Raw genomic sequence first — 22,119 nt, forward strand, 5'->3', positions numbered from 1 at the left:
GGCTATCATTCCACAGTTCAGCGAATATAAAATCATTCCATGCGCAAAAACAACAAAATCCCTTTTGCTGCTGAAGAGCAGTCAAAAGGGATTTTTGTATGAACTTTAACTATCAAGACCTGAATATGATGCATGCAGGTTATGGTTGTTCTGAGACGTATGGTTAATTGGATACCCCTCTAGCCACCGTAGTCCGTTGTGAAATAGCAGCAGCGTTAACTGCCTTGGCTGCAGCCGATGGCATCGGCAATTTCACCGCCGAAGTTGTAACCACGGTTCCGCGAGCCGGAACACTAACGACGTACGTGATGACTTTGCTGGCAATCCATACGGCCAGAATCGTATATAAAGTTTCTTTTACCGGAAGAAAGAAAAGCGACAATCCCAATACAAAAGCATCGCTGACAAAGAAAACTGTTCCCAGCTTCCATCCCTTCCAGCGGCTAACCAGCACGGCGAGAATATCGTCTCCACCTGTCGCTCCACCGAATCGAAGCACGATCCCAGCGCCTACCCCTGTCAATATACCGGATAGAACTGCCGGAATCCACAGATTTCCGTTAAACGACAATACCAGTGTGGAGTATCGTTCAAAGCCGTCATAGAATAGGGAAAATGCACCGACGCCAAGCAATGCCTGAATCATGAATTTCCAGCCTTTAAGGAACCAAGCCAGGATCATGACCGGAATGTCCAGTAACAACATACCGATAGCAGGTGATAAGCCTGTTGCGTATTTTCCGAGCAGGGCCAGACCAACAAATCCGCCCTCCGATAAATGATTCTGAAAGTTAATGTGATAATAAGCAAAAGCTAAAATAAATGTACCGAGTAGCATAATGGCGAATTTGATCGCCTCTGTTTTAACGTGTTGTAAGGTTAACGATGTTCTCTTCATTCAGGTTCCCTCGCAGTTTGTAGGTTGGTTTTTTAGACCGACCGTACCCTGCAAAAGGTAAGCCTGGAAGAAATCATCGTGTACGTCCTTCGAATATTCATTCCAATCCCCTCTTTCGCAGAGTCAGCCGTTTTTTTGAAACCGGTTGGTGTACTCTACAAGGGGCGCTATGTGTATGAGAGATCGTAACGTTTCCAGATCGTCCTTGGGGAGATTGTCCTTCGGGAACTCATGGTATCCTGATCCTTTCTGTTCTGTTGTGGTTAGCTGTGCTCAGTTAAACTGAAAAATAACTACAATGCGTAAGCTTGAACATTTAATTGTACACTTACACTTGGATTACAGTACCCTCTTTTGATCGCGGTTATCCCCGGATTTTTGGAATTCCATTTTCCCTCTGGGGAAAATCCGGTGATCGCTTATGCTTCCGAAGCTGCTTTCATTCAAAAAGCTTTCAGACGAACGCTTCGCTTCTACAGATGGGTTCTGCACTCTTCGTTCCTGTGTAAATTGTAAATCCAACTTACAGCAGTTGCAAGTTCATTCAGTTTAAACACCAAAGCTAACTTGCTTGTTCTTCTATTATATAACACCAACGTGACCGGGTCTAAACAGTAGACCCCTCAAAAACAGGCATAAAGCAGCCTTTGGACTGCTCCAGCAGTCATACGGCAACACCAGGATAAGCAATGCTTGCTAATGGTGCAACCTGCTCCTTTATTCTATGACCAAAGCTTCCAAAAATAACTGTCAGTCACCCAACTGTGACAAATTGGGGCCTTTTTTTATTTTCTTGCGCTTTTTAAAGGAATCATTTTCCTTTCACACATACACTATAGCAAACGTAATCGGCTTATTCTTTGTCCAGTTCAGACGTTTCCAGACTTACTCTGCTGTTTATGGTATAATATAACAATTGAATCCCACTACCGTTTAAGCGAGGCGGATTGATGAAAACGTTAAAGCCAAGAGTCTTTATTGGCTGCTCGCTGGAAGCGAAGCCGATTGCAGCCGCAGTACACGAAAACTTACGTTTTTCAGCCGAAGTTACCCCTTGGTATTCCGGGGTTTTTAATCCAAGTAGCTATACCATGGACGATCTGGAAGTAGAGGTCCGTACGACTGACTTTGCCATTTTTATTTTTCATCCGGATGATATATCCAAAATTCGCGGGAAGTACTACGCGTCAGTCCGGGATAATACAATGCTGGAAATGGGTCTGTTTATGGGTCGTCTGGGACGAAAACGTATTTTTTTCATTCTTCCTGAGGATATTACAGACATCAAGGACACAACCAAGGTCGAAGGATTGCGTATGCCCACAGATCTGCTGGGGTTAAATCCACTCGTATATGAAATCCGTTCTGACGGAAAGTGGGCACCAGCCGTGTCCGTGGCATGTTCCAAAATCGCAGACAGTATTGAGGAACAAGGACGCTGGAGTGATCCAGAATTGGAGAACATCATTGAGAAGCATAAACGCACTGAGGGAGAAGCAAGGTTACAACTGCTTAAGTTGCTGCGGTTCTTTAGGGAATTGCTGCGTACCCGCAAAGCAGATGCCAAGATGCTGGAGCGAATGAGCGATGCCTTACGTACTGCCTTTGTCTCTCATCCTCCATTCGCTGTACGTGGCACAGCCATATACCGTACAGATGACAGTGGTTACATCGAGCAATTATGTGGTAATGTTGGAGAACCGGGGAGAAAGTATGACTTGTCCGCTAACGACGACAAACAACCGGATGATCCCAAGCGCATCCTGGTGATTGATTCTTACCGGGAGAATAAAATCAAGATTAACCTGTATGATGATTACCTTGAGAAAGAGTATCTGCTATGCTATCCTGTAGCCAAGAGGTATGTTATCACCGTTCACATTATTGGACATATTGAAGCGGATGAGGCGGTATTTCAGCAGATTGACCTACAGAATCGTCAACTGTTCAACGCCATCAACGATTTGTTAGGAGGCGAACCGGAATGAAACCGGAAACGAAAAAAATAAGCAAGCGCTGGGGCAGCGAAAAAAAGGTACGCCTCAGTTCTGCGCCCGAATCATCACGACCGGTTCCGGAACCCAAGGAAGAAGATCGTTTCCACAAGCCGGCCGTACCGCTAACTACCATTGGGCCCTCCCTGAAGGGCAAGGAAAGACCTTATAAGGTCATCCTTGAAAAAGAGGCGTTCTACGAAAAGCCTCAATATCTTGCTTAATTTCTGAACACATCATCAAACCTGCCGCTGAATCGGCAGTATTCCATAGGCCCCGCCGCCCAAGGCAGGGGCTTTTTTGTTGCTCATTTTCGCTAAAAATAAAACTGCTTCTACTCGTTGACCTGGTGCCATCGTGTTAAGGTAAGACATCCTTGAATCATGATCGCAATTCATTGCAGTAATTCATTGCTTGTAATCACTTCTGTAGCAGACTACATTGCATAAGGCTTATTTGGTTTATGGCCTTAGGTTTCCTGCAAAACCCATAAATTATACCTTATTTTGGAGCAGGCTTGTCCCTAAATCCCTAGCTTCATTCATTATCTGTACCTTTAGGAAAATGCGGTAATGTGTGCTTCCAATATTTCTCGGTTGTATTGTGTATCTCCATTACATATATTGATTATAATATAGGAACACTTGTTCTGTAAATATAAAATTCCAATTAAAGGTTAAGGAAGTGAACATATGACATCCTCAACTTCCGCCCCATCCCCTGCGGATGAAGACCATCGTCTGATCAAAGGTCTGGTTGTGCGCACGCTTTTGCTGGATGTACTTGAACGAGATATTCACACACTGGATACGTTGCTGCTGAAGATGCCCGAAGTCTACATTCTGTCGCTGACCCGCATTCAGAACAATGTGCTCAAGGAGATGTTGGCCCTTCGTAAACAGATGAGAACCCGCGGTGTCAAAGTACTGGAAGAGAAACGGGAAGCCGAGGGTATCGAAACTCTGTATATGTGCAGAGGGTATTGGCAACGGTTCTATATGCTGTGGACATTCGCACGTAATGAAGTCAAAAAAGAACTCAGTCGGCATCTGCAGATGGACTTGGCGCAGACTTGATACAACTCTGACAATATAGAACCCATTCCCCAGCAAAACAAGTTGACCACGGAAGGTTACGTTCATTAAGATGGAATAGAGATATCCAACCATTCCAATAAGGCATGATATAGTTTCAACCGGATATACTCTCAACGTCTTATCAATCAAGGAGCTGTACTTCATGGATTTGAATACACATTCGATTAAACAAACACCCGCACATACAGGCATTGCCGCAGATGTAACAGAACTGATCGGCCAGACACCTGCCGTTAAACTGAACAGACTCACAGGCAGCAACTCTGCTGATGTATACGTGAAACTGGAATACTTCAACCCAAGTGGCAGCGTCAAAGACCGTGCCGCCTACAACCTGATCGTTCAGGCTGAACTTGCGGGACACTTGCTCCCTGGTGCTACCATTATTGAACCGACGAGCGGCAATACCGGGATTGGTCTTGCAATGAATGCCGCCGCCAAAGGATATAAAGCCATTCTGATTATGCCGGACAATATGTCCAAGGAACGCATCAACATCCTGAAAGCCTACGGCGCAGATGTGGTGCTCACCCCTGCTGCAGAGCGGATGCCAGGTGCGATTCGCAAAGCGAAAGAACTTCAGGCAGACATTCCAGGAAGTTTCATTCCGCAACAGTTCGAAAATCAGGCAAACCCGGATATTCACCGGATCACGACGGCTCCCGAGATTATGCAGCAGATGGAAGGCAGGCTGGATGCTTTCATCGCTACGGCGGGAACCGGCGGAACCATTACTGGCACCGGGGAAGAACTGCGTAAGCAGTTACCTGACATCCGCATCTATGCGGTGGAGCCCAAAGGTTCTCCGGTGTTGTCCGGTGGCGAGCCCGGACCACACAAGCTCGTCGGTACAAGTCCGGGGTTCATTCCGGACATCCTGAATACCGACGTATGGGATGCCATCATCCAGGTGTCCGATGAGGACGCACTGGATACGATGCGGCAGCTTGCTGCCAGGGAAGGGCTGTTGCTCGGCCCTTCCTCCGGCGCTTCGGTGTGGGCCTCCCTTCTCATCGCGAAGGAACTGGGGCCGGGGCACCGAGTGCTCTGCATTGCGCCGGATACCGGGGAACGGTATCTGAGCATGGGTATTTTTTAACACAGCATAAATCTATACACATCAAAAAGGGGCTTCCATGTCCCATAAGTCATGAGCATGACAGAGGCCCTCCCTTATTAGCGCTCATTGGTCATTGGTTCTAATGAACCTGACACACGCTATTCGCTCCTATTTGCGCAGGTCTGACGTGTAACGAATCACAGCGACGTTATTTCTCCAAATTCGGTCGATTTACAGGCTTAAGAGCTATTTTCGGCGGGATAACGTTACTGAGATTCGTTAGAATTTACATCTCTTCATTATCACCCTAATAAGGTGCGGTACGTTAGAATGTTGGAGCGATTGGTAGCGAGGAGCGAGGGAAAACCCCTCGAAAAAAAGGGAAGAGAAGTACGTTGAAGGAACCATCAAAACAAAAAATAAGCTCTTGCTCACATACGGATGGTGAATCCGCAGAGAACAAGAACTTATTTTGGCAAGAAACCTTATCATCGAAAATAAAGCAAGAACATTTAACGTAAGCTGGTTAGTGTGTCAGGGTTGTCCATTCCACACCTTCAGGAAGCAGGGCCGCAATGCGGTCTTTGGCTTCCTTTTTGGTATACAGCGATTCATCGAGAATGACCGCGGAACCAGAATCTGTGCTTGTCCGAATCAGACGTCCGAGACCTTGCTTCACACGCAAGAGCATATACGGAAGATCGATCTCTTCGTATGGTGCAGCCGACGCACTGCGTTTTGCATTGAAGACAGGGTCCTGTGGTGGATACGGAAGCGACCAGATCATGACATTGGATAATGACGGACCTGGAACGTCCAGTCCTTCCCACAGATTAACGGAGCACAACACACTCTCCTCATCCTGCTGGAATGCCGCGATCAGATCACTGATCTCCCGGTCGCCCTCATACATAAAGCGCAAACCTTCTGCTTCAGGTACATGAACGATGTCCTGCTTGAATGCACGTAGCTCTTCCATCGTACGGAACAGAACCAGCGCACGTCCCCCGCTCTCCTGAAGTAACGACACCGCATCACGCATGCGATTTTCGTTCTCCGGGTGACCCGGTATAGCTTCATCGGTAATTTTCATCTTCATTTTGTCCGCATAATCATACGGGGAAGCCACCGAGAATGATACAAAATCATCAACGCCCAGGCTGTCCGCCACATAACGGAATGAACTGTCCACAGATAACGTGGCAGAGGAGAACACGATTGGAATGCCTGTGTTGAACACACGCTCGTTCAGCATTTCCTTCACGGTGCGCGGCATGATCGATAAGGTCGTCTCATCCTCGCTCTCTTCCGCCCAACAGATGTAACCATCTTCCTTACGGAACAAAGCAAGCGCAGACTGAATCATATCGAGATGTTCTTCCACGACACGCATCTGGTAACCATCCAGCGAGAACAATCCGCTCTCAAATACCAATTCTTCGCCGATTGCATCCAGCACACTCGTCAGACGTTCAATCTCACGTAGCAGTGGCGGCTCTACCCGAACTTCTTTCCGTTCCGAACCAGGGATCGCCACCGTATACGTATCCAGCAACGCAAACAGTCGCTCACTGCTCTCAATCGCTTCATCCACACACTCCGCGAGGGATTCACGAATCTCTCCTTCTAACAGGCGAGTGACGAGTTCCTCGAAGATACGGTGTTTCAGCTTGTAGCTCAGTGCGTTCAGGGCTGCTTCTTCCAGCAAATGTCCTTCATCAAATACAACTGAGCTGTGATCAGGTAGCAGTGGTAATTGTCCCTCACGTTTGCGCGCATCATACGTCCACACATGCTCCATGTAATAATCATGGGAACAGATGATGATGTCTTTAGAACGACGGTAATGGTCACGCGACAGCGTCAGGCCGCAGCGTTGTCTTTTAGGACAAACAAAACAATCCTGGAACGGGTCCCAGTTGATTTTATTCCACTGACGATCGTTCAGATGTGGATACTGTTTGCGGTCACCATACGGATGGAAAGCCTGAAGTGTACCCGGCGTGTTCACAAAATCCGGCAGACTCTCATGCACTTCTTCAATAACGGGCGCATCTTCATCCGCAAATCGCATTGCACTTAATTTGTTCAAGCAAACGTATTGGTCCGGTGATTTGCCCAGACGTGCGTCCACTTCCAAGTCCAGATGTGCAGCCAGCTTCGCAATATCTCCACCGGGCTTCACAAGCTGTTCAATCAAGGACTCATCGGCACAAGCAATCACTGCCGGTTTGCCCGTATAACGTGCATAACAGACCGCGTAGAGCAGATAGACTAACGTCTTGCCTGTTCCGACACCGGCCTCCGCCATAATGGTCTTTTTATCTCCATAGGCCCGTTCGAGCTGGTACGCCATAAAAATCTGTTCATCCCGTACCTCGAAGCCGAACTCTGGCAAAATATCGTAAAAAACATCGGCGACCCATTCTCCCAGACGGGATACAAAAGGTTCAGCCGGATCATATGCAAAAGGATAACGTTGTGTAGACAATCCTAGGTCAGCCTCCATTCTTAGACGCGGTCCTCTTTCATTTTCCGTTCAAAAAAGGCCGCAGGGCAAAAGTTAATTATCTCACGCGATGAAGCGGGTGACAAGCTTTTTTTACGAGATTATTTGCGAGGTTTAATGTATAGAACCAATTTTCAGGGAAAATATATACAGGAATCCACTTTAAGGAAAGGCGGTGCTCCACTCCATGAATCATCAGTCTTCACAACCAGAGCATTCCTCAGACAAATCAGCTGAGACATTAACGGATCGACAAGGGCATCCCATTACGGACAATCAGAATGTACGAACCGTTGGCAGCCGGGGACCGACTACGCTGGAGAACTATCATTTTCTCGAAAAAATTACTCACTTCGACCGTGAACGTATTCCGGAACGTGTGGTCCATGCCCGTGGTGCTGGTGCTCATGGCGTATTTGAAGCGTATGGAACGGCCGGGGATGAACCGGTATCGAAGTACACACGTGCACGTCTATTTCAGGAAAAAGGCAAACTAACGCCCGTGTTCGTTCGCTTCTCTACCGTTATACATGGTGGACATTCACCGGAGACCCTGCGGGACCCGCGCGGATTTGCTGTAAAATTCTATACCGAAGATGGCAACTGGGATCTGGTGGGTAACAATCTGAAAATCTTTTTCATTCGTGACCCGCTCAAATTCCCGGATATGGTACACGCCTTCAAGCCAGACCCGTTGACCAATGCACAGGATATGGAGCGGTTTTTCGACTTTGTATCGCTAAGTCCTGAAGCTACCCATATGGTGACATTCCTCTTCTCTCCATGGGGCATTCCAGCGAATTATCGGCAGATGCAAGGCTCGGGCGTCAATACATATAAATGGGTCAATCAGGAAGGCACGGGCGTACTCATCAAATACCACTGGGAACCGCTCAATCAAGGGATACGCAACCTGCTGCAAAAAGACGCGAGCGAGATTCAAGGACAGAACTTCAATCATGCGACATTGGACCTGTATCACGCTATTGAAAAAGGGGAGTATCCCGAATGGGAGCTGTGCGTTCAAGTGATGGAGGACGGCGAGCATCCGGAGTTGGATTTCGACCCGCTGGACCCAACCAAGCTATGGCCGCAGGATCAGTTCCCTTTTCTACCTGTGGGCAAAATGACGTTGAATCGTAATCCCGAAGATTATTTCAATGAAGTGGAGCAAGCGGCGTTCGGCACAGGTGTCTTGGTGGACGGGCTGGATTTCTCAGATGACAAACTGCTGCAAGGACGCACCTTCTCCTATTCGGATACCCAGCGTCACCGGGTGGGTGCGAACTATCTGCAACTGCCTGTGAATGCACCGAAAAATCGGGTAGCCACGAATCAGAGCGGCGGACAGATGCAGTATCAAGTGGATCGTGCACCGGGGCAGAATCCGCATGTGAACTATGAGCCTTCATCGCTCGGTGGGTTAAAAGAAGCACCCCCACGTGGTAAGGAACATGAACCACTGGTGGAAGGCCGACTTGTCCGCGAGAAGATTGAGCGTACCAATGACTTTGGACAAGCGGGTGATACGTACCGGGCGTTCGAAGATTGGGAGCGGGATGAGTTGGTCAGCAACATGGTCGGGGCTTTGGCGCAATGCAAACCGGATATCCGGGAGCGCATGATCTCTTACTTCACCCAAGCGGATGCGGATTACGGTCGTCGCGTCTCTGAAGGGTTGGCCTCTGTACCAACCGATGATAGTACAACGGTCCAACCGAAACATGAACCAAGTGTCGAGCAAGCAGAGAAACGCAGTCGCGAGACGGACGGATATTAAAATAGCTGGACAGCGTTTAGGCTGATAAGTCTGACACTGTTAGTACATTTGAGTATTTTGAGTAAGCAAATTACGTTCTGAATTAAGCATAGCCCTGATCGTCAAGTTGCCCGTTGCAGCTGCTATCAGGGCTTTTTCATGACTAGCTTGAGTGTAATCTCCACTTCAGGATGCATGCAACTATGTATTTTAGGTTGAATGAAGTTCATAGGAGTGGATCGAAGGTAAGACTTGTGCTCGTGGGATGGAAAAGCGTACTTCTCTACGTTCATTTCAGATGATTCTTCGTTAAATGAGAGCTATCACCCAATGGAAAGATTACATAATTCACGTGATATTACAGGCATTGGAAGCTTGCAGGCCTGACCTGCCTGCATGTACCTCCATCTGATCAGATGATTATTGATGATAACGCTTACAACATTTACCATAAAGCTGTGTCCTAGAGATTACATCTAACCAGCCGGCATGACCTATCTCATAGGTAACGGTCTGGTACACGGCTACCACATGCTCTTCATTCTATTCCCAATTAACCAAGGAGGCTTACGTAATGAAATTATTCCCATCCACATCCACTCATGTATCTGCACGATCTGCACGTTCTCTGAAGGAACGCTCCCTCAAATCCAAAATGGCCCATATCTGTCTGAGTGCCGCGTTCCCTCTATTATTAATTGGTGGTGGATCGGCCGGTGCAGCAGAACTGATCGAGAGCAGCTTGCAAAATCCCTCTGAATCGGTGGCGACTTCTAATATCGCACTTGCTGCGGGTGATCTGTATGTGTCTCCTAACGGCTCAGCCAGCAATCCGGGTACGATCAACAGTCCAACGTCACTGGCTAACGCATTGACCCAGATCGCACCGGGCAAAACGATCTATCTACGCGGCGGTACCTATAACTTCTCCCAGACCATTACCATTGAACGTGGCAACAGCGGCACATCGAGCCAACGTAAAAACCTGGTGGCGTATGGATCGGAAAAACCGGTCTTTGATTTCTCCGCTCAAGCCTTCGCTTCCACCAACCGCGGGCTGCAAATGTTCGGAGACTACTGGTTCGTCAAAGGGCTTGAGGTGAAGGGTGCGGGCGACAACGGCATCTTCATCGGAGGCAGCTACAACCGCCTGGAGCAGATCGAGGCTCATCACAACCGGGATACGGGTATTCAAATGGGACGTTATGCTTCTACAGCCGCCAAGAGTGAATGGCCTGCATATAATGAGGTGATTCGTTCTTACTCCCACAACAACTATGACCCGGATGACGGCGAGGATGCCGACGGTTTTGCGGCCAAACTGACCGTAGGCCCGGGCAATGTCTTCGACGGTTGTATTGCGGCCTATAACGTGGACGATGGTTGGGATCTGTATAGCAAAACGGACACAGGCGCCATCGGCGCGGTCACGATCCGCAACAGCATCGCCTACGCCAATGGCGCAACCGCAGACGGCACTTCTACCTCCAACAGTGATGGTAACGGCTTCAAGCTAGGCGGCGAGAAGATTGCAGTGAATCATATCGTTGAGAACAGCATTGCGTTTAATAATAAAAAGCATGGCTTCACCTACAACAGCAATCCCGGTTCGATCCAGATGAAAAATAACACCTCCTGGAACAATGGGCAAAGCAACTTTGCCTTTGATGTAGGCACCCACATCTTCACCAACAACCTGTCCTTCCAAGGCGGCGCCAGTGACAAAACAAGCGGAACCGACGTCAGCAGCACCAATGTCTGGTGGAAGAACAAAAAAAGCGAGAACGCCAAAGGCCTGCTCGCCAGCGCAGCCGACTTTGTCTCCCTCGTTCCTTCGGTAACGCGTAGCGCGGACGGAACGCCTGTCTTGGGTAATTTCCTGAAGCTTGCGGGTGGCAGTGATTTGATTGGCTCGGGTACACCAGCGGGTAAGAATATTGGTGCGCGGTAAGTGGTAGGTAATAAAATAAAAAAATAATTTAAAAGCAAAATCCCCTCCCCCATGCCAGCCTGATAGGTGGTAATGGAGGAGGGGATTTTTGAATTGTTGTGTATTGTCTGCCGCTGGCTTATGAAGTAGGTAAATACTCACGGTTTAGCTAAAACCTCAATCATCAGTCTGCCGCCTGTGCGAAAACCTTGCTCAAACGCTGCTTCCACATACATGGATGTGGACTGTCCGATCAAGTCGATCAGTTGTTCCAAAGCATCGTATTCGTTCTCGCTAAGCTGTGTTTTGTAGTCCTGCATCAGGTCCGATATCTGGCGATTGATCTCCTGATACTCTTCTTGCTCAGGATGAATCGACTCGTCCAACCGCAGGTTTCCGTGAAACAAATCCTCGATAAGGTTTGACATGTTATCCTTCATGGTAAGGTCACCTCAGGAAGATTGTAACTCAAGGGATGAGGTTAGATGGGAATTTAGCGGGAAATCCGCTAAGTAAAGATTAAAAACAAAATTTCCTTGGCAAGGCACTAACGATTTGGAGATGAATTAAAGTTTAGTTACAGAGAAGTTGGATTTTTTTTATTAGATGAAGTCTTGTAATTAACTTGTAGTATTAGATACAAGATAAAGATATAATGACTTTATGGAAATTATAACAATTGGGGGCATTTTAAGTGAAATTAGTGTGGACTCAAATTAAAAACTTCAGATCAATTAAGGACTCTGGAAAAATATATTTTAATCCCAATTTAACAATTCTCGCTGGTAAAAACGAATCAGGAAAATCCAATATTTTGAAAGCTTTGGAATGTTTTTCTCTTGATAAATTTAATAAAGATACTGATTTCCCTATTGACTACATAGAAGAAGAATATCCAGAAGTTATTGTTCATTATCAATTAGAAGAAGATATAGTGATTGACCTTTGCGATACACTTAAAATAAATAAAGAAAATGCACACAAAATTAGTGGTGTTACAGTAACTAGAACATCTGAATTTTTAGAATCAATTGAAGTAGACATCTTTAAAGACACCCTTGAGTATGTTATTGATGCAGTAGGTGAGGCTATTAAAGTAATCAATAGAGAACTCAAAAGAACGTTTAAACTTGATATAAATTCTAAATCATCTTATTTGCTGTCTGATTTAATTGAAAAAATTGATAGTTACCTCTTAACTATCAAAGAATTTTTTAATGAAGAACAATCTAACAAGTTAAATTCAATAATTGAGGAAGTTGTTTCGCATTTAGAGATGTTGAATGGATTTTCTGATTATATCTCTGACAAAAAATTTAAAGCAACGATCCCTAATTTTATATATTTTAGTTCTTTTGAAGATATTATTCCCGATTCAATTTCAAGCAATGAAGAAATAACCCCTATTGTAAACAGGTTCTTCAAAGTCGTTAATCAAAATCCGAAACTTTTGTTCGATGAGTCCAACCCTCAGAGAAGGAGACTTTTATCTGACAAGATATCGGCAGGGATTTCGGGTGACTTTATGGATTACTACTCTCAAGACAGCGTTTCTCTTAAAATTAACTTAGACGGTGACGACCTTAACTTTTTTGTATATGGAACAGATACCCAGAAACCATTTCAGCCAAGACAGAGAAGTCAAGGTTTACAATGGTTCCTATCCTTTTATTTGACGCTTCAGGCGGAAATGAAAACAGGCAGCGTCTTACTAATTGACGAACCAGGTTTATATTTACATGCTTCAGCTCAAGAAGACCTTTTAGGTATGCTTAATAACCTTTCTGATAAAAGTCCCATCGTTATTTCCACACATAGCCATTGGTTGATGGACCCCAACAGATTAGAAAGAATCAGATTAGTCCTAAAAGTGAATGATCAGACTCAAGTAGAAAACAAAATCCATAAAGGGGCTGATGCTTACACCATGAAGCCTATTTTCTCAGCAATAGGCTTGGGGTTGAACAATGACATCAGTACTTTTGGAGAAAGATTAATTTTGGTTGAGGGCTATTCAGATTATTATTACCTAGAAGCAATGCGATATTATTTTCAGGAAATATTGGGAATAAAAATTAAAAATTTTAAAATATATCCGTGTTTAGGCTCTGCACAAATAATTAATGTTCTTACATTATTAGTTGATTCTGAAACGGAATACTTTATTTTATTAGATAATGATAAGGCAGGGAGGCAAACTGAAAAGAAATTGAAGGCTGAGTGTGGTATTGACGAAAATAAAATACTATTTACGCCGGTAAAAAGCAAGAATACCTCAGTAATTGAAGATATGTTTTCGCAAAAAGATTTTAGTGAAATTATTCTTGATACATTAGATACGAACAAATTTGATAAGGTTTTAGTCTCAAAGAAATTTAATGAGCGTATGCATAATAACGAGATTACAATACTCTCGGATGAAACAGTTTCAAATTTCAAAGAAATTCTTGATGTGATTGCTACACCAAAATTCTCCCATAGAGAAAATTAGTCTTAATTAGAGACAATATTGTTGAGAGGAGAGCTCCTACAGAGCTCTTCTCTCAACTAATTTTGGATTAATTTTATTTCACCCATGATTTGTCCCAAGTAGGAACCATCCTCATGTTGCTGTAAGGGTTCTTATTTTAAATTTTGATATTCTATTTCATTATCGCTTTTTGAAGTGTTATATCTATCTACTAACAGCCTCATGAATTTTCGCCTTATTTTCAGAGGACTAAGTAGCTAACTCACCAACAACTCTGTAGATCAACCCAATCCCATCAAAAAATAACCCCCCGAAAGTGAGATAACCAGCCGAGGCCTTGCATTTCTCTTACGATTCAAATGTTGTTCTATCTGGATATTGTCCATCTTCACTATACAGACATCTTGCCAACCTTTGAGCCGCTCTATCGAAATAAAACTTCGATTCGTGGTTGGCGTTTACTACTAGCTCCACTTCTTGAATGGTTTCCTTCTTTTTATTTAGTTCAATCTTTCCCATAACTTGTTCATTGGGGCAAAAATAATAGATAACCTTCTCATCATATTCTTAATCTTTCAATAATAATACAAATGAAGCCATTAGATTCCCTCCTATGGTCTCCAAATCCATTGTTTACCTCTTTAGGAGTATTCATGTCCCAATGGGTTATCTTAAATTTAACGCCTACGGGTACTATGTTATTTTAATGTAACAAGGTGAGATGACGTCTGGGTATTTATTTACTTCCGAATTCTTAACACGCTCAATTTTTTGTCCAAAATTGCGGATTTTGAAAATCTTCACTCGTGTAAAGTTCGGTTAAAACATTCGCCTCTTCCTGCCAATCAGGACCATACTGTAAAAGGTAATCTGTGAACCATTCATAGTAGGACCGGGTAGTTGGATTCAACAGAATCAATCTTTGATACATCATCATCACACAAGGGATCGGTAGAAAGAAATGAGTAAGCTCAACATTTTATCGCTTCTAATAAATGATCGGAGTCGTTCGTATGATCTATCTCGGATATGAGTTGAATGGACAGAGAGTCTACGTTCTCTCTCGTTGTTTTTAATTCTGGCTGATTAAATTTCGACCAATCCTGGTCAATCAACTGATGCAGCTCTTCCACTTTCTTTTGTATAGTCAAGGTTATCGTCCGTTCTCTTCATTAAATTCAGTCTATTTCTCACGCCGTCTAATAAATTGAAAATTTTCTCTTTTTCTTTTGGGTGTTCCTGAAGGTATCTCTCACTGCAAATTTCTAAGTAGTTATAAAATTCATCATATTCTATAACCGCCATTACATCTTCATCATATACTGGAGGCTCCCCAATAAAACACACTTTCTGATCGCCAATGCACCCTTCCTCTTCTGGCATGTGATAGGATGACAATTGTACTTCCAGTGGACCTGAACCACAACCATGTCTCTCATGGTCTCCAAAGTATTTTAATGCTCTGGGAAAATCAATAATCCAGAAATAAGATTCGACTAATTGATCTATTTCAGTTTTTGTTGTCAGTATTTTGTACATCAATTATCTCTTCCTTAATATTAATCGGAATGCAGGATCAAAATGCTTTATGTTCCCTTTGTCATCATTTAGAAGTTAGTCTTTGGGATTTTTATAACACCAATCCGGGTTATACGGTAAAGATTTCAGTTTTTGTATGTCCTCCCGGCTGTATACCCAATCATTGTATGCAATCCAAAAATAATCATCAGGATTCAGCTTGAGATATTCATAAATAAAATGAAGTATTAACTCTTGATTATCATAGATATCCTCAATGTGCCCGACCTGGCATAGTGATTCGTTAGGATCTAAACCTAAATCTTCGTGATAATAAAATTCAGTGCTTGGGCTACTAATGCTGTGAATATGGAAAATCAATGAAGATTCATTGTCCCCTGTAAATGACTTATGATTAATATTCAGCGTTGTATACAAAAATTCTCCTTCATTTGTATATGTTTTATTGTTATAGAAATAAAGAGCTGCGTCCGAATGAAAAGCTGCAACAATAGTATCAGCTAGAAGCTGCTCTGGAGAATATTTATCTTTCTTTGCTAAAATAACAGCTGAAGTCCCCATTTTCATTTCTCCCTATTCCGAATTGCAGTTTATCTGGTGAGACCACATTACAGGCAAGTTGAGCATAGAATCTATTCCTTACTCAAACTTTTGTCCTGCAACCACTTTATAGCTTCTTCACCCACCAGAATATTTGGTTCTTCTGGCGTTCCGATATTGATGCTTTTTATAAAAGCTTCTTCTATTCCCCTAAGCCCTGTTAAGTTAGCACCGTGCAACAAAGTTCCTTTAAACGACGCTGAACTGACATCTACCTGATTCATATTAGCATCTCGAAAATCTGTAAGGTACAGGGAGCTGGAAATTAGCTTTGCATTTGACAAATTCGCATTTGTAAAGATCGACTCAGAAAGATCCGCTTTGGCAAACCTTGCACCTTGGGCATCGGCATCTGTAAAATCGGCATAAGACAAATCTGCCTTATAGAAATCAGCATTTACTACGTTGGTGTTAGTAAAGCTGGATGAACATAACAACGATGATGACATGTCCATATGTTCCAAATTCATGCCATCAAATGCACATTCGGTCAAATAAGCTTGATCCAAAGGATATCCCGATAAATCGACATGACGAAAGTCTATTTCATCTACACCTAATTTTTCACCCTTTTCTCCAATGGTTTCAATCCACACTCGATGTGAATTTAATTGCTCTATCAGTTCTTGTTGGTTAGTTGATTTCATTACTACACCACCTTTATTATGGATACCAGATGATTCGTTCTGTAACTCCCGCATCTTTTACTGCCTCTTTTAGCTGCTTGATATGTTCAGGAACTAACTCCCGTGTATCAATAACAACATTATGACCACGATCAAACTCCTCGTTTATTTTATCCATAGATTTTACGACTGTAAATGCTCCCTTTCTCGGTGACGTATGACCATGAGGATAAGACTCAAAACTTTTCACGTCCCACTTTTGACCAGTAGTGACGTCAATAAATTCAGCGCCTTTATTTTCTTCAGGATCACGCATGATCTTTCCTAATTTACCTTGTTGCTCTAAATCTAGTCCTATCTCTCTTTCTTTCAAACCTTGATCTCTAATTTTTCCGCCATGTGAAGGATCGCCTGCCAAAACATCCAATTCCTTTTGTGTTCTACCTCCCGTATATTTTCCGTCCTTGTCATAAAGGTTAGACCCATTACCTTGCCCCTTACTCTCAGTAGCCCTCTTTTGCTCATTCGCTTTCCTCGCTTCAGCCGCTTCCATATTCTTTTTAATCTTCGCCACAGCTGGATGAGAAGAAGGTACGCGAAACGGCCCTTTGCCACCCGGCATACTCCCGCGAACCATCTGAAATGCCATAAATAGCTGACTGAACTTCAGAGAAGTCAACATCATCTGAGCATATTTATCGGATACAGGCTCGCCTGTGAAGGGATGAATTCCATTTTCAAAAGCTTTGATCTGCATCGCATAAATATCTTCCCCTGGCGCTTCAGCATCCGTAGCTTGCATCCGATTAAAATCCAAATGCCCCTGATCCTTCTTATATGCCTGCAAGGCTGCCTGATCCGTAACACCATTCTCATTCACAGGCATCCACATCAGCTTCCCAAACATATTGACTTGTGCCATCCGGTAGCCCTTATCATCCGAACCGGCATAATATCTTGAGGTCTTCATCATTACTCCCGCACCTAGAGCACTAACAGCACTGCTAAGACTCACTTTTTCAGCATCGACATTCTCAAATCGTGTGGCAATATCCTTTAATTCCTTAGAGGTGTTCACCATACTTTCCAGCGCCTTCTGCAATACAGGGCGTGACCGCGCAAACTCATCATAAAAACGCTCCTGCGTCACACCTAGCCACATCTGCTGAAGGAACATGATCTGTCTTGTGAGATCCTCCCGTATATGTTCCAATTGTTGTCTCGCCTGATCCACCTGATTCGATACGTGATGTAACTGTTCAGGGGTAACTTTAATGGTATTCATCCATTTTCACCGCTCATCTAATATATGATAAAACTATGTTAGCAGAAGTTTAATGGCAATTATATCCGGCTAACCTCCTGATTTCACTGCATGAATCCACGCTCAGAATGATTTATATCCGTCCCTCAGCCCCATACGATCTCTATGTAGGTGTATACATGTTCCAGAGGGTTTTCCTTTTACGACTACAGGATACTGTGGCATTTTACTACGACAAGCCGAAAACTTTAACAAATCATAGTATTAATGAAGAAACTTGACTCGTGCGGATGATTAGGTGTACTATATGTTTGTATAAATGGAATATATTACAATTTAAATATTTATTTTGGAATCTTATATTATCAAGATGGGTATCAGAGCCTATCATAACTAAGATATCAATGCGTATAAATGAGTTTTACATTTTGTCTGCAACACATAATCATTGGCAGGCATTCATTTTACATATACATTCCTACTTCATAGAGTTTTCTAGCCTGTAGAGTTCTACCATTTTCATAAGAGAGGAGGGCAAGAAGCTTTAATCTGCAAGCAGGTCTATTTGTCGTAACCGCATGTTTTGTAAAAGAATACCCATAACAAGAAAGGTGGAATTTATTGCTATGAGAAAATTATTTAGTTTAGCTCTTATTCTTGTTCTAGTGCTTTCATTTAATGTTGCTGCTTATGCAGACGGTGACGTGAGTCAAGCCAAACCGTTGACAAAGGAAGAAATTATTAATTCCAAAGAATTCCGTGAAGCTGTGAAAGCGGCTAAGGCTGAATTTGAATCGCAGAAGGCAGATAATGCGGGTGGTCCAGTTCTGTTTGCGCCTGCTCCGAAAGTATCTCACATTAATGTATACGGTGTCGTATCTCCTAATGGCGGTCAAGAAATTTACGGCTTCAATAACAACCCGCTCTCCACAACCAATGATCATGGTGGGGCTTGGATTCAGTGTATTACTTTCCAGATCGGTTATGACAGCAGTCACTACGGCACACTCGCCAGCAATACAATGACTAACAACTGGTCTGAAGCTATTGATCTGGACGGTGACCGTGTCGTAGATGCTTGGGCCCATTCTTGGGTTTATGAAGCGCCTAGTACAGGTGGACAATTTGTAGGTACGGTCTATTCCATTAATATTCCAACACAATGGACCGCTTGGATTAATGTTCGTTAACATGAAGGATGTAATCTGAATATTGGAGGAATTGGCTATCCTGAGGAATACGGGAAGTAAGCCCAAAAGCTCATCAGCTTTAGACACGGATTTGATTCTTGATCAGGCGCGGGGATATACATCCCCTGCGTCTTTTCTCATTGTGACCTTAAAGGGTCGACTTTGTATAGTAACCCACCGTTGCACTGTAGGCTACTTTCCCTCTGCTTGTATGAATACATACATATTCTCGTCGGATCGTTCTTCTGAAAAAGCGAAATTCAACCTATCAAAGTTTCTTACGTCCTTCACCTCTGTAATCTTGTGCTCTGCCATATAACGTACCATTTCACCTCTGGCCATTTTAGCCCAGGTTGCCTTTTCAACAAGCTTCCCATTGACCATTTGTCCGAATACACAAGTAATGAATCGTGTTTCCTCACTCAGAAAAGGTAAAATATTTTTGCTATACTCTTTGGAAGCCAGATTTAGGATGTAGTTGCTTTCTGATTGAAGCTGATCTGCGAGTTTGCTACCCCAGAATTGATAGAGTGATTTGAAACCCGGACCTTGCAGCTTGCCCTGCATCTCCAACCGATAAGGGGTAACCCCATCCAAAGGCCGTAACATGCCATAAAAACCGGATAAAATACGTAAATGCTGTTGAAGATACGCCAGTTCCTCATCTTGAAAAACACCCGGAGCCATATATTGATACTGAATGCCCTCATAGGCATAGATGGCTGGTGTCAGATTTGCTTTAATATTCATATTCCGAATCCGCTCCACGTTCTGTTCGGCGATTGCATCGTTACACTTCCACATCGCTTTGAGTTCGTCATAGGATAACTTTTGAAGCAGACTCAATAACTGTTCCGACTCGTTTATAAACTGTGGCATCTGCGCGATAGCCATAAGATCGGTATCAATCTTCATCTTTTTAGCTGGTGATATGATAATTCTCATCGTGCTGATCCATCCTTAATCTACCGTTGTTTTTGTCGTTATCCATTGTACAGGATTGGACAGGTGAATCCAATGCCAAGGCTTAACTAAATCCCTCATGGTACCTTTGAAAAGACTTAAAATGAACAAGTCAGCCCACGATTGGACCGGCTTGTTCATTAGAATTCAACACATTAAATTGGTGAGAAAGCAAGGGATGCATTTCAAACCGCTATTAGGGAGATACGCTCCCCCCGCCGCTATTTTGCTCAGTTTTTGTAGTCGGCAATTGAATCATTGGCGTATTTGACCCACTTACATATGGAAGGGCTCCATCCCATTTCTTAATGGTTTCATATTCAACGAGTTGACTCGATAATGATTGTTGAAGCTCTTTGTTTGCTTTAGCTTGACCTTCTGCTTCGATCAATAGTTTGTCTGCATTACCTTGCGCTTCCACCCGCTTGCGATCTGCTTCTTTCTTGGCGATCTCCAGTTCAGTCGTTTTACGTTCCAGTTCTTGAGAAGCTTCAACACGCTTATCGATTGCTTCCTGAGTCTTGGCGTCAGGTTGAGGAACACCTACAGTAACGTTGGATACAATAAAGCCTAATTCTTTAACGTCATCAGAAAAACGTTGTTGCACGTCTACTCCTGCTTCGGATGACTTTTCACCATACACATCAATGACTGTAAATTTGGAAATCCCCTTACGAGCTGCGTCACGGAAACGTGTTTTGAGATATGTATCCTCAATTTCTTGAATGCTAATTGGCCCAAATGTATTAAAGATAGAAGATACTTTACTTGGTTCTACTTGGTAGTTGTAAGCAAAATCGATTGTGATGTTTTTCCCGTCAGAAGTAGCAATCTGAATATCTCTGTATTCCACCGTTTGAATTCGGATAGGATATTTCGTCACTTTATCAAACGCTCCAACGAGTTTCCACCCTTGACTCAGTGTGCTATCTTTTACGCCTCCATTTGGTGAATATACGACCCCAACATATCCATTAGGAATTCGTGTTAAAAAGAAGGTCACCATTAGCACTCCCACTATAATAACTAATGCAACCGCAATTGCCCCTACCCTAAACGTCTTTGAATTTTTCATCACCATTCTCCTCTTGTTTGAATTTATTGTATTTCTTCAAAATTCTACTACCTATTTTATTGAATAACGGGAACATTAATGACCATAGAATAAATGCTAGGATAAAAATTAAAATGATTCCCCCAATAAATGGCATATCCGTCCTCCCCTCTATGGATGTAACCGAGTACAAATTTATAAATGGTAACTAATTATATCCTTCTTTATATATACTTTGTAAATTCGTATTAGGTTTCAAGGATATTCATCGCTTGAAGTACTATTAGGTTAAGTAGTGAAGAAAATGGTGAGTCAGTGACGTCCTATATCCGCTTATTCCGATAAAAGAAAGTGATCATCAATTCATCTGGGTATTATGGATCAGGAGTTGTATCCATTGCTCTTCTCTCTGGGTGTAGACATATTCCTGCGGATTGTCCTTAAATTGGACGACTACAGGATACTGTGGCATTTTACTGCGACGAGCAGCGATGCTAATGATATCATCTTCATCCATACTCTTTTCAACGATTAAATACGTTTCTTAAACCATCTTCAAGCTCCTTCATATCCTTTTTATATGAGCCGTACCATGTGACAGAAGCTATGACAACTAATATAAGTACAATCAGTGATCCTTTTAGAAACTTCTATTCTATCGGCCAAAAAGAAAAAACCTTAAGGACATTGCCCCAAGGTTTAAGCGTAGGAAATTATACATGTTCATTATAAGAAATAGACTCAAATAATTGACCAAATACAGGTATTAGTTTAGTTGCATACCAATTTACGTCAGTTATTTTGTTATAACTTTCTACATCAAGGACTTTTCGATTGATATCAGGACTCATAAGTATGGTACCATTCTCTTCAATTAAAAATGTTCCCCCTACATCAGTATCTTTCCAAGTCATTGCCACTCCAATTAATTCTCTTTTATTATCCTTTATGACTAAAATCTTTAGTAACTCCTCTAGAGGAATTGATTTGCTCCGCCAATTAAAGTCATTATCGTCTCCAATTGGTAGATAAGTTACTTTTCCTTGATCGTTATAAGACCAACCGAAATCTTCGAGTTTGCGAAGAATAGTCATTCTTGAGATTTGCTTTGATAAACTTATTTCAATGGATATTGAAACAGACATGCAAAATCCCCCTTATCTTTA

20 protein-coding genes and 1 pseudogene are annotated in these 22,119 nt (G+C 43.2%); 8 read left to right on the plus strand and 13 right to left on the minus strand.

What is annotated here, in order from left to right; genetic code table 11:
* Positions 1–163 precede the first annotated feature (163 nt).
* Complete coding sequence (locus tag MKY95_RS22430; RefSeq protein WP_036614465.1) at positions 164–898, minus strand: YitT family protein; 735 nt, start codon at positions 896–898, stop codon at positions 164–166.
* Between the two features lie 950 nt (positions 899–1,848).
* Between MKY95_RS22430 and MKY95_RS22435 the strand changes: the two genes are divergently transcribed.
* Complete coding sequence (locus MKY95_RS22435) at positions 1,849–2,886, plus strand: nucleotide-binding protein (RefSeq protein ID WP_051447360.1); 1,038 nt, start codon at positions 1,849–1,851, stop codon at positions 2,884–2,886.
* Entirely contained in the window at positions 2,883–3,116 is a 234-nt protein-coding gene (locus tag MKY95_RS22440) for a hypothetical protein (RefSeq protein WP_017687536.1), read from the plus strand. Before MKY95_RS22435 ends, MKY95_RS22440 begins: the two co-directional genes overlap by 4 nt.
* 15 nt (positions 3,117–3,131) lie before the next feature.
* On the opposite strand, the gene MKY95_RS22445 is transcribed toward MKY95_RS22440, so the two are convergent.
* The gene (locus MKY95_RS22445; RefSeq protein ID WP_339194465.1) at positions 3,132–3,266 is read right to left on the minus strand and encodes a hypothetical protein; all 135 of its coding nucleotides are present in this window, start codon (positions 3,264–3,266) and stop codon (positions 3,132–3,134) included.
* A 318-nt stretch (positions 3,267–3,584) separates the two neighbouring features.
* Here MKY95_RS22445 and MKY95_RS22450 point away from each other — a divergent pair, with 318 nt between their 5' ends.
* Positions 3,585–3,968 (plus strand): hypothetical protein, encoded by a 384-nt coding sequence (locus tag MKY95_RS22450; RefSeq protein WP_036674948.1) that lies wholly within the window; start codon positions 3,585–3,587, stop codon positions 3,966–3,968.
* 163 nt (positions 3,969–4,131) lie between these two features.
* A complete protein-coding gene (cysK, locus tag MKY95_RS22455; RefSeq protein WP_076318951.1) occupies positions 4,132–5,088 on the plus strand; it encodes a cysteine synthase A in 957 nt (318 codons plus the stop codon).
* A gap of 487 nt (positions 5,089–5,575) precedes the next feature.
* Here cysK and MKY95_RS22460 read toward each other — a convergent pair whose 3' ends face one another.
* The gene (locus MKY95_RS22460; RefSeq protein WP_076318950.1) at positions 5,576–7,558 is read right to left on the minus strand and encodes an ATP-dependent DNA helicase; all 1,983 of its coding nucleotides are present in this window, start codon (positions 7,556–7,558) and stop codon (positions 5,576–5,578) included.
* 187 nt (positions 7,559–7,745) lie between these two features.
* Between MKY95_RS22460 and MKY95_RS22465 the strand changes: the two are divergent.
* Positions 7,746–9,236, plus strand: a pseudogene (locus MKY95_RS22465) (catalase); the annotation flags it as partial.
* A 655-nt stretch (positions 9,237–9,891) separates the two neighbouring features.
* Positions 9,892–11,268, plus strand: a complete 1,377-nt coding sequence (locus MKY95_RS22470; protein WP_036614480.1) for a right-handed parallel beta-helix repeat-containing protein — start codon at positions 9,892–9,894, stop codon at positions 11,266–11,268.
* A 137-nt stretch (positions 11,269–11,405) separates the two neighbouring features.
* On the opposite strand, the gene MKY95_RS22475 is transcribed toward MKY95_RS22470, so the two are convergent.
* A complete protein-coding gene (locus tag MKY95_RS22475; RefSeq protein ID WP_051447362.1) occupies positions 11,406–11,687 on the minus strand; it encodes a DUF6809 family protein in 282 nt (93 codons plus the stop codon).
* Positions 11,688–11,941: 254 nt separating this feature from the next.
* On the opposite strand from MKY95_RS22475, the gene MKY95_RS22480 reads away from it, so the two are divergent.
* Positions 11,942–13,738 carry an AAA family ATPase gene (locus MKY95_RS22480; RefSeq protein WP_036614482.1) on the plus strand — a complete coding sequence of 599 codons (1,797 nt, stop codon included), beginning with the start codon at positions 11,942–11,944 and terminating at the stop codon, positions 13,736–13,738.
* A 327-nt stretch (positions 13,739–14,065) separates the two neighbouring features.
* Here the strand turns inward: MKY95_RS22480 and MKY95_RS22485 are convergent, their stop codons facing one another.
* The 5 genes from MKY95_RS22485 to MKY95_RS22505 all read right to left on the minus strand — a co-directional run bounded on the left by MKY95_RS22485 (position 14,066) and on the right by MKY95_RS22505 (position 17,767).
* Positions 14,066–14,236 (minus strand): hypothetical protein, encoded by a 171-nt coding sequence (locus MKY95_RS22485; RefSeq protein ID WP_339194472.1) that lies wholly within the window; start codon positions 14,234–14,236, stop codon positions 14,066–14,068.
* 588 nt (positions 14,237–14,824) lie between these two features.
* Entirely contained in the window at positions 14,825–15,256 is a 432-nt protein-coding gene (cdiI, locus tag MKY95_RS22490) for a ribonuclease toxin immunity protein CdiI (protein WP_339194474.1), read from the minus strand.
* Positions 15,257–15,331: 75 nt separating this feature from the next.
* The gene (locus MKY95_RS22495) at positions 15,332–15,817 is read right to left on the minus strand and encodes a hypothetical protein (protein WP_036614484.1); all 486 of its coding nucleotides are present in this window, start codon (positions 15,815–15,817) and stop codon (positions 15,332–15,334) included.
* 71 nt (positions 15,818–15,888) lie between these two features.
* Positions 15,889–16,503 carry a pentapeptide repeat-containing protein gene (locus tag MKY95_RS22500; protein WP_051447371.1) on the minus strand — a complete coding sequence of 205 codons (615 nt, stop codon included), beginning with the start codon at positions 16,501–16,503 and terminating at the stop codon, positions 15,889–15,891.
* 16 nt (positions 16,504–16,519) lie between these two features.
* On the minus strand, positions 16,520–17,767 hold the full coding sequence (locus MKY95_RS22505; protein WP_339194479.1) for a WXG100 family type VII secretion target: 1,248 nt from the start codon (positions 17,765–17,767) through the stop codon (positions 16,520–16,522).
* A gap of 605 nt (positions 17,768–18,372) precedes the next feature.
* On the opposite strand from MKY95_RS22505, the gene MKY95_RS22510 reads away from it, so the two are divergent.
* Positions 18,373–18,936 (plus strand): DUF4879 domain-containing protein, encoded by a 564-nt coding sequence (locus MKY95_RS22510; RefSeq protein WP_076318937.1) that lies wholly within the window; start codon positions 18,373–18,375, stop codon positions 18,934–18,936.
* Between the two features lie 192 nt (positions 18,937–19,128).
* On the opposite strand, the gene yaaA is transcribed toward MKY95_RS22510, so the two are convergent.
* The 4 genes from yaaA to MKY95_RS22530 form a co-directional block, all read right to left on the minus strand.
* Complete coding sequence (yaaA, locus tag MKY95_RS22515; RefSeq protein ID WP_076318936.1) at positions 19,129–19,881, minus strand: peroxide stress protein YaaA; 753 nt, start codon at positions 19,879–19,881, stop codon at positions 19,129–19,131.
* A gap of 214 nt (positions 19,882–20,095) precedes the next feature.
* On the minus strand, positions 20,096–20,974 hold the full coding sequence (locus MKY95_RS22520) for a prohibitin family protein (protein ID WP_083669817.1): 879 nt from the start codon (positions 20,972–20,974) through the stop codon (positions 20,096–20,098).
* A 337-nt stretch (positions 20,975–21,311) separates the two neighbouring features.
* A complete protein-coding gene (locus MKY95_RS22525) occupies positions 21,312–21,470 on the minus strand; it encodes a hypothetical protein (RefSeq protein ID WP_179088667.1) in 159 nt (52 codons plus the stop codon).
* Positions 21,471–21,666: 196 nt separating this feature from the next.
* Positions 21,667–22,098: a hypothetical protein gene (locus tag MKY95_RS22530; protein WP_036614532.1), complete on the minus strand. Its 432-nt coding sequence runs from the start codon at positions 22,096–22,098 to the stop codon at positions 21,667–21,669.
* Positions 22,099–22,119 lie beyond the last annotated feature (21 nt).

Source organism: Paenibacillus sp. FSL P4-0176, assembly GCF_037975265.1.
GTDB classification, from domain to species: Bacteria; Bacillota; Bacilli; order Paenibacillales; family Paenibacillaceae; genus Paenibacillus; species Paenibacillus amylolyticus.

Excerpts from the sequence above, each read along its gene's own strand:
- MKY95_RS22430 (WP_036614465.1), bottom strand. The coding sequence starts at position 898 with ATGAAGAGAACATCGTTAACCTTACAACACGTTAAAACAGAGGCGATC.
- MKY95_RS22435 (WP_051447360.1), top strand. The coding sequence starts at position 1,849 with ATGAAAACGTTAAAGCCAAGAGTCTTTATTGGCTGCTCGCTGGAAGCG.
- MKY95_RS22440 (WP_017687536.1), top strand. The coding sequence starts at position 2,883 with ATGAAACCGGAAACGAAAAAAATAAGCAAGCGCTGGGGCAGCGAAAAA.
- MKY95_RS22445 (WP_339194465.1), bottom strand. The coding sequence starts at position 3,266 with ATGTCTTACCTTAACACGATGGCACCAGGTCAACGAGTAGAAGCAGTT.
- MKY95_RS22450 (WP_036674948.1), top strand. The coding sequence starts at position 3,585 with ATGACATCCTCAACTTCCGCCCCATCCCCTGCGGATGAAGACCATCGT.
- cysK (WP_076318951.1), top strand. The coding sequence starts at position 4,132 with ATGGATTTGAATACACATTCGATTAAACAAACACCCGCACATACAGGC.
- MKY95_RS22460 (WP_076318950.1), bottom strand. The coding sequence starts at position 7,558 with ATGGAGGCTGACCTAGGATTGTCTACACAACGTTATCCTTTTGCATAT.
- MKY95_RS22470 (WP_036614480.1), top strand. The coding sequence starts at position 9,892 with ATGAAATTATTCCCATCCACATCCACTCATGTATCTGCACGATCTGCA.
- MKY95_RS22475 (WP_051447362.1), bottom strand. The coding sequence starts at position 11,687 with ATGAAGGATAACATGTCAAACCTTATCGAGGATTTGTTTCACGGAAAC.
- MKY95_RS22485 (WP_339194472.1), bottom strand. The coding sequence starts at position 14,236 with ATGGGAAAGATTGAACTAAATAAAAAGAAGGAAACCATTCAAGAAGTG.
- cdiI (WP_339194474.1), bottom strand. The coding sequence starts at position 15,256 with ATGTACAAAATACTGACAACAAAAACTGAAATAGATCAATTAGTCGAA.
- MKY95_RS22495 (WP_036614484.1), bottom strand. The coding sequence starts at position 15,817 with ATGGGGACTTCAGCTGTTATTTTAGCAAAGAAAGATAAATATTCTCCA.
- MKY95_RS22500 (WP_051447371.1), bottom strand. The coding sequence starts at position 16,503 with ATGAAATCAACTAACCAACAAGAACTGATAGAGCAATTAAATTCACAT.
- MKY95_RS22505 (WP_339194479.1), bottom strand. The coding sequence starts at position 17,767 with ATGAATACCATTAAAGTTACCCCTGAACAGTTACATCACGTATCGAAT.
- MKY95_RS22510 (WP_076318937.1), top strand. The coding sequence starts at position 18,373 with ATGAGAAAATTATTTAGTTTAGCTCTTATTCTTGTTCTAGTGCTTTCA.
- yaaA (WP_076318936.1), bottom strand. The coding sequence starts at position 19,881 with ATGAGAATTATCATATCACCAGCTAAAAAGATGAAGATTGATACCGAT.
- MKY95_RS22520 (WP_083669817.1), bottom strand. The coding sequence starts at position 20,974 with ATGAAAAATTCAAAGACGTTTAGGGTAGGGGCAATTGCGGTTGCATTA.
- MKY95_RS22525 (WP_179088667.1), bottom strand. The coding sequence starts at position 21,470 with ATGGATGAAGATGATATCATTAGCATCGCTGCTCGTCGCAGTAAAATG.
- MKY95_RS22530 (WP_036614532.1), bottom strand. The coding sequence starts at position 22,098 with ATGTCTGTTTCAATATCCATTGAAATAAGTTTATCAAAGCAAATCTCA.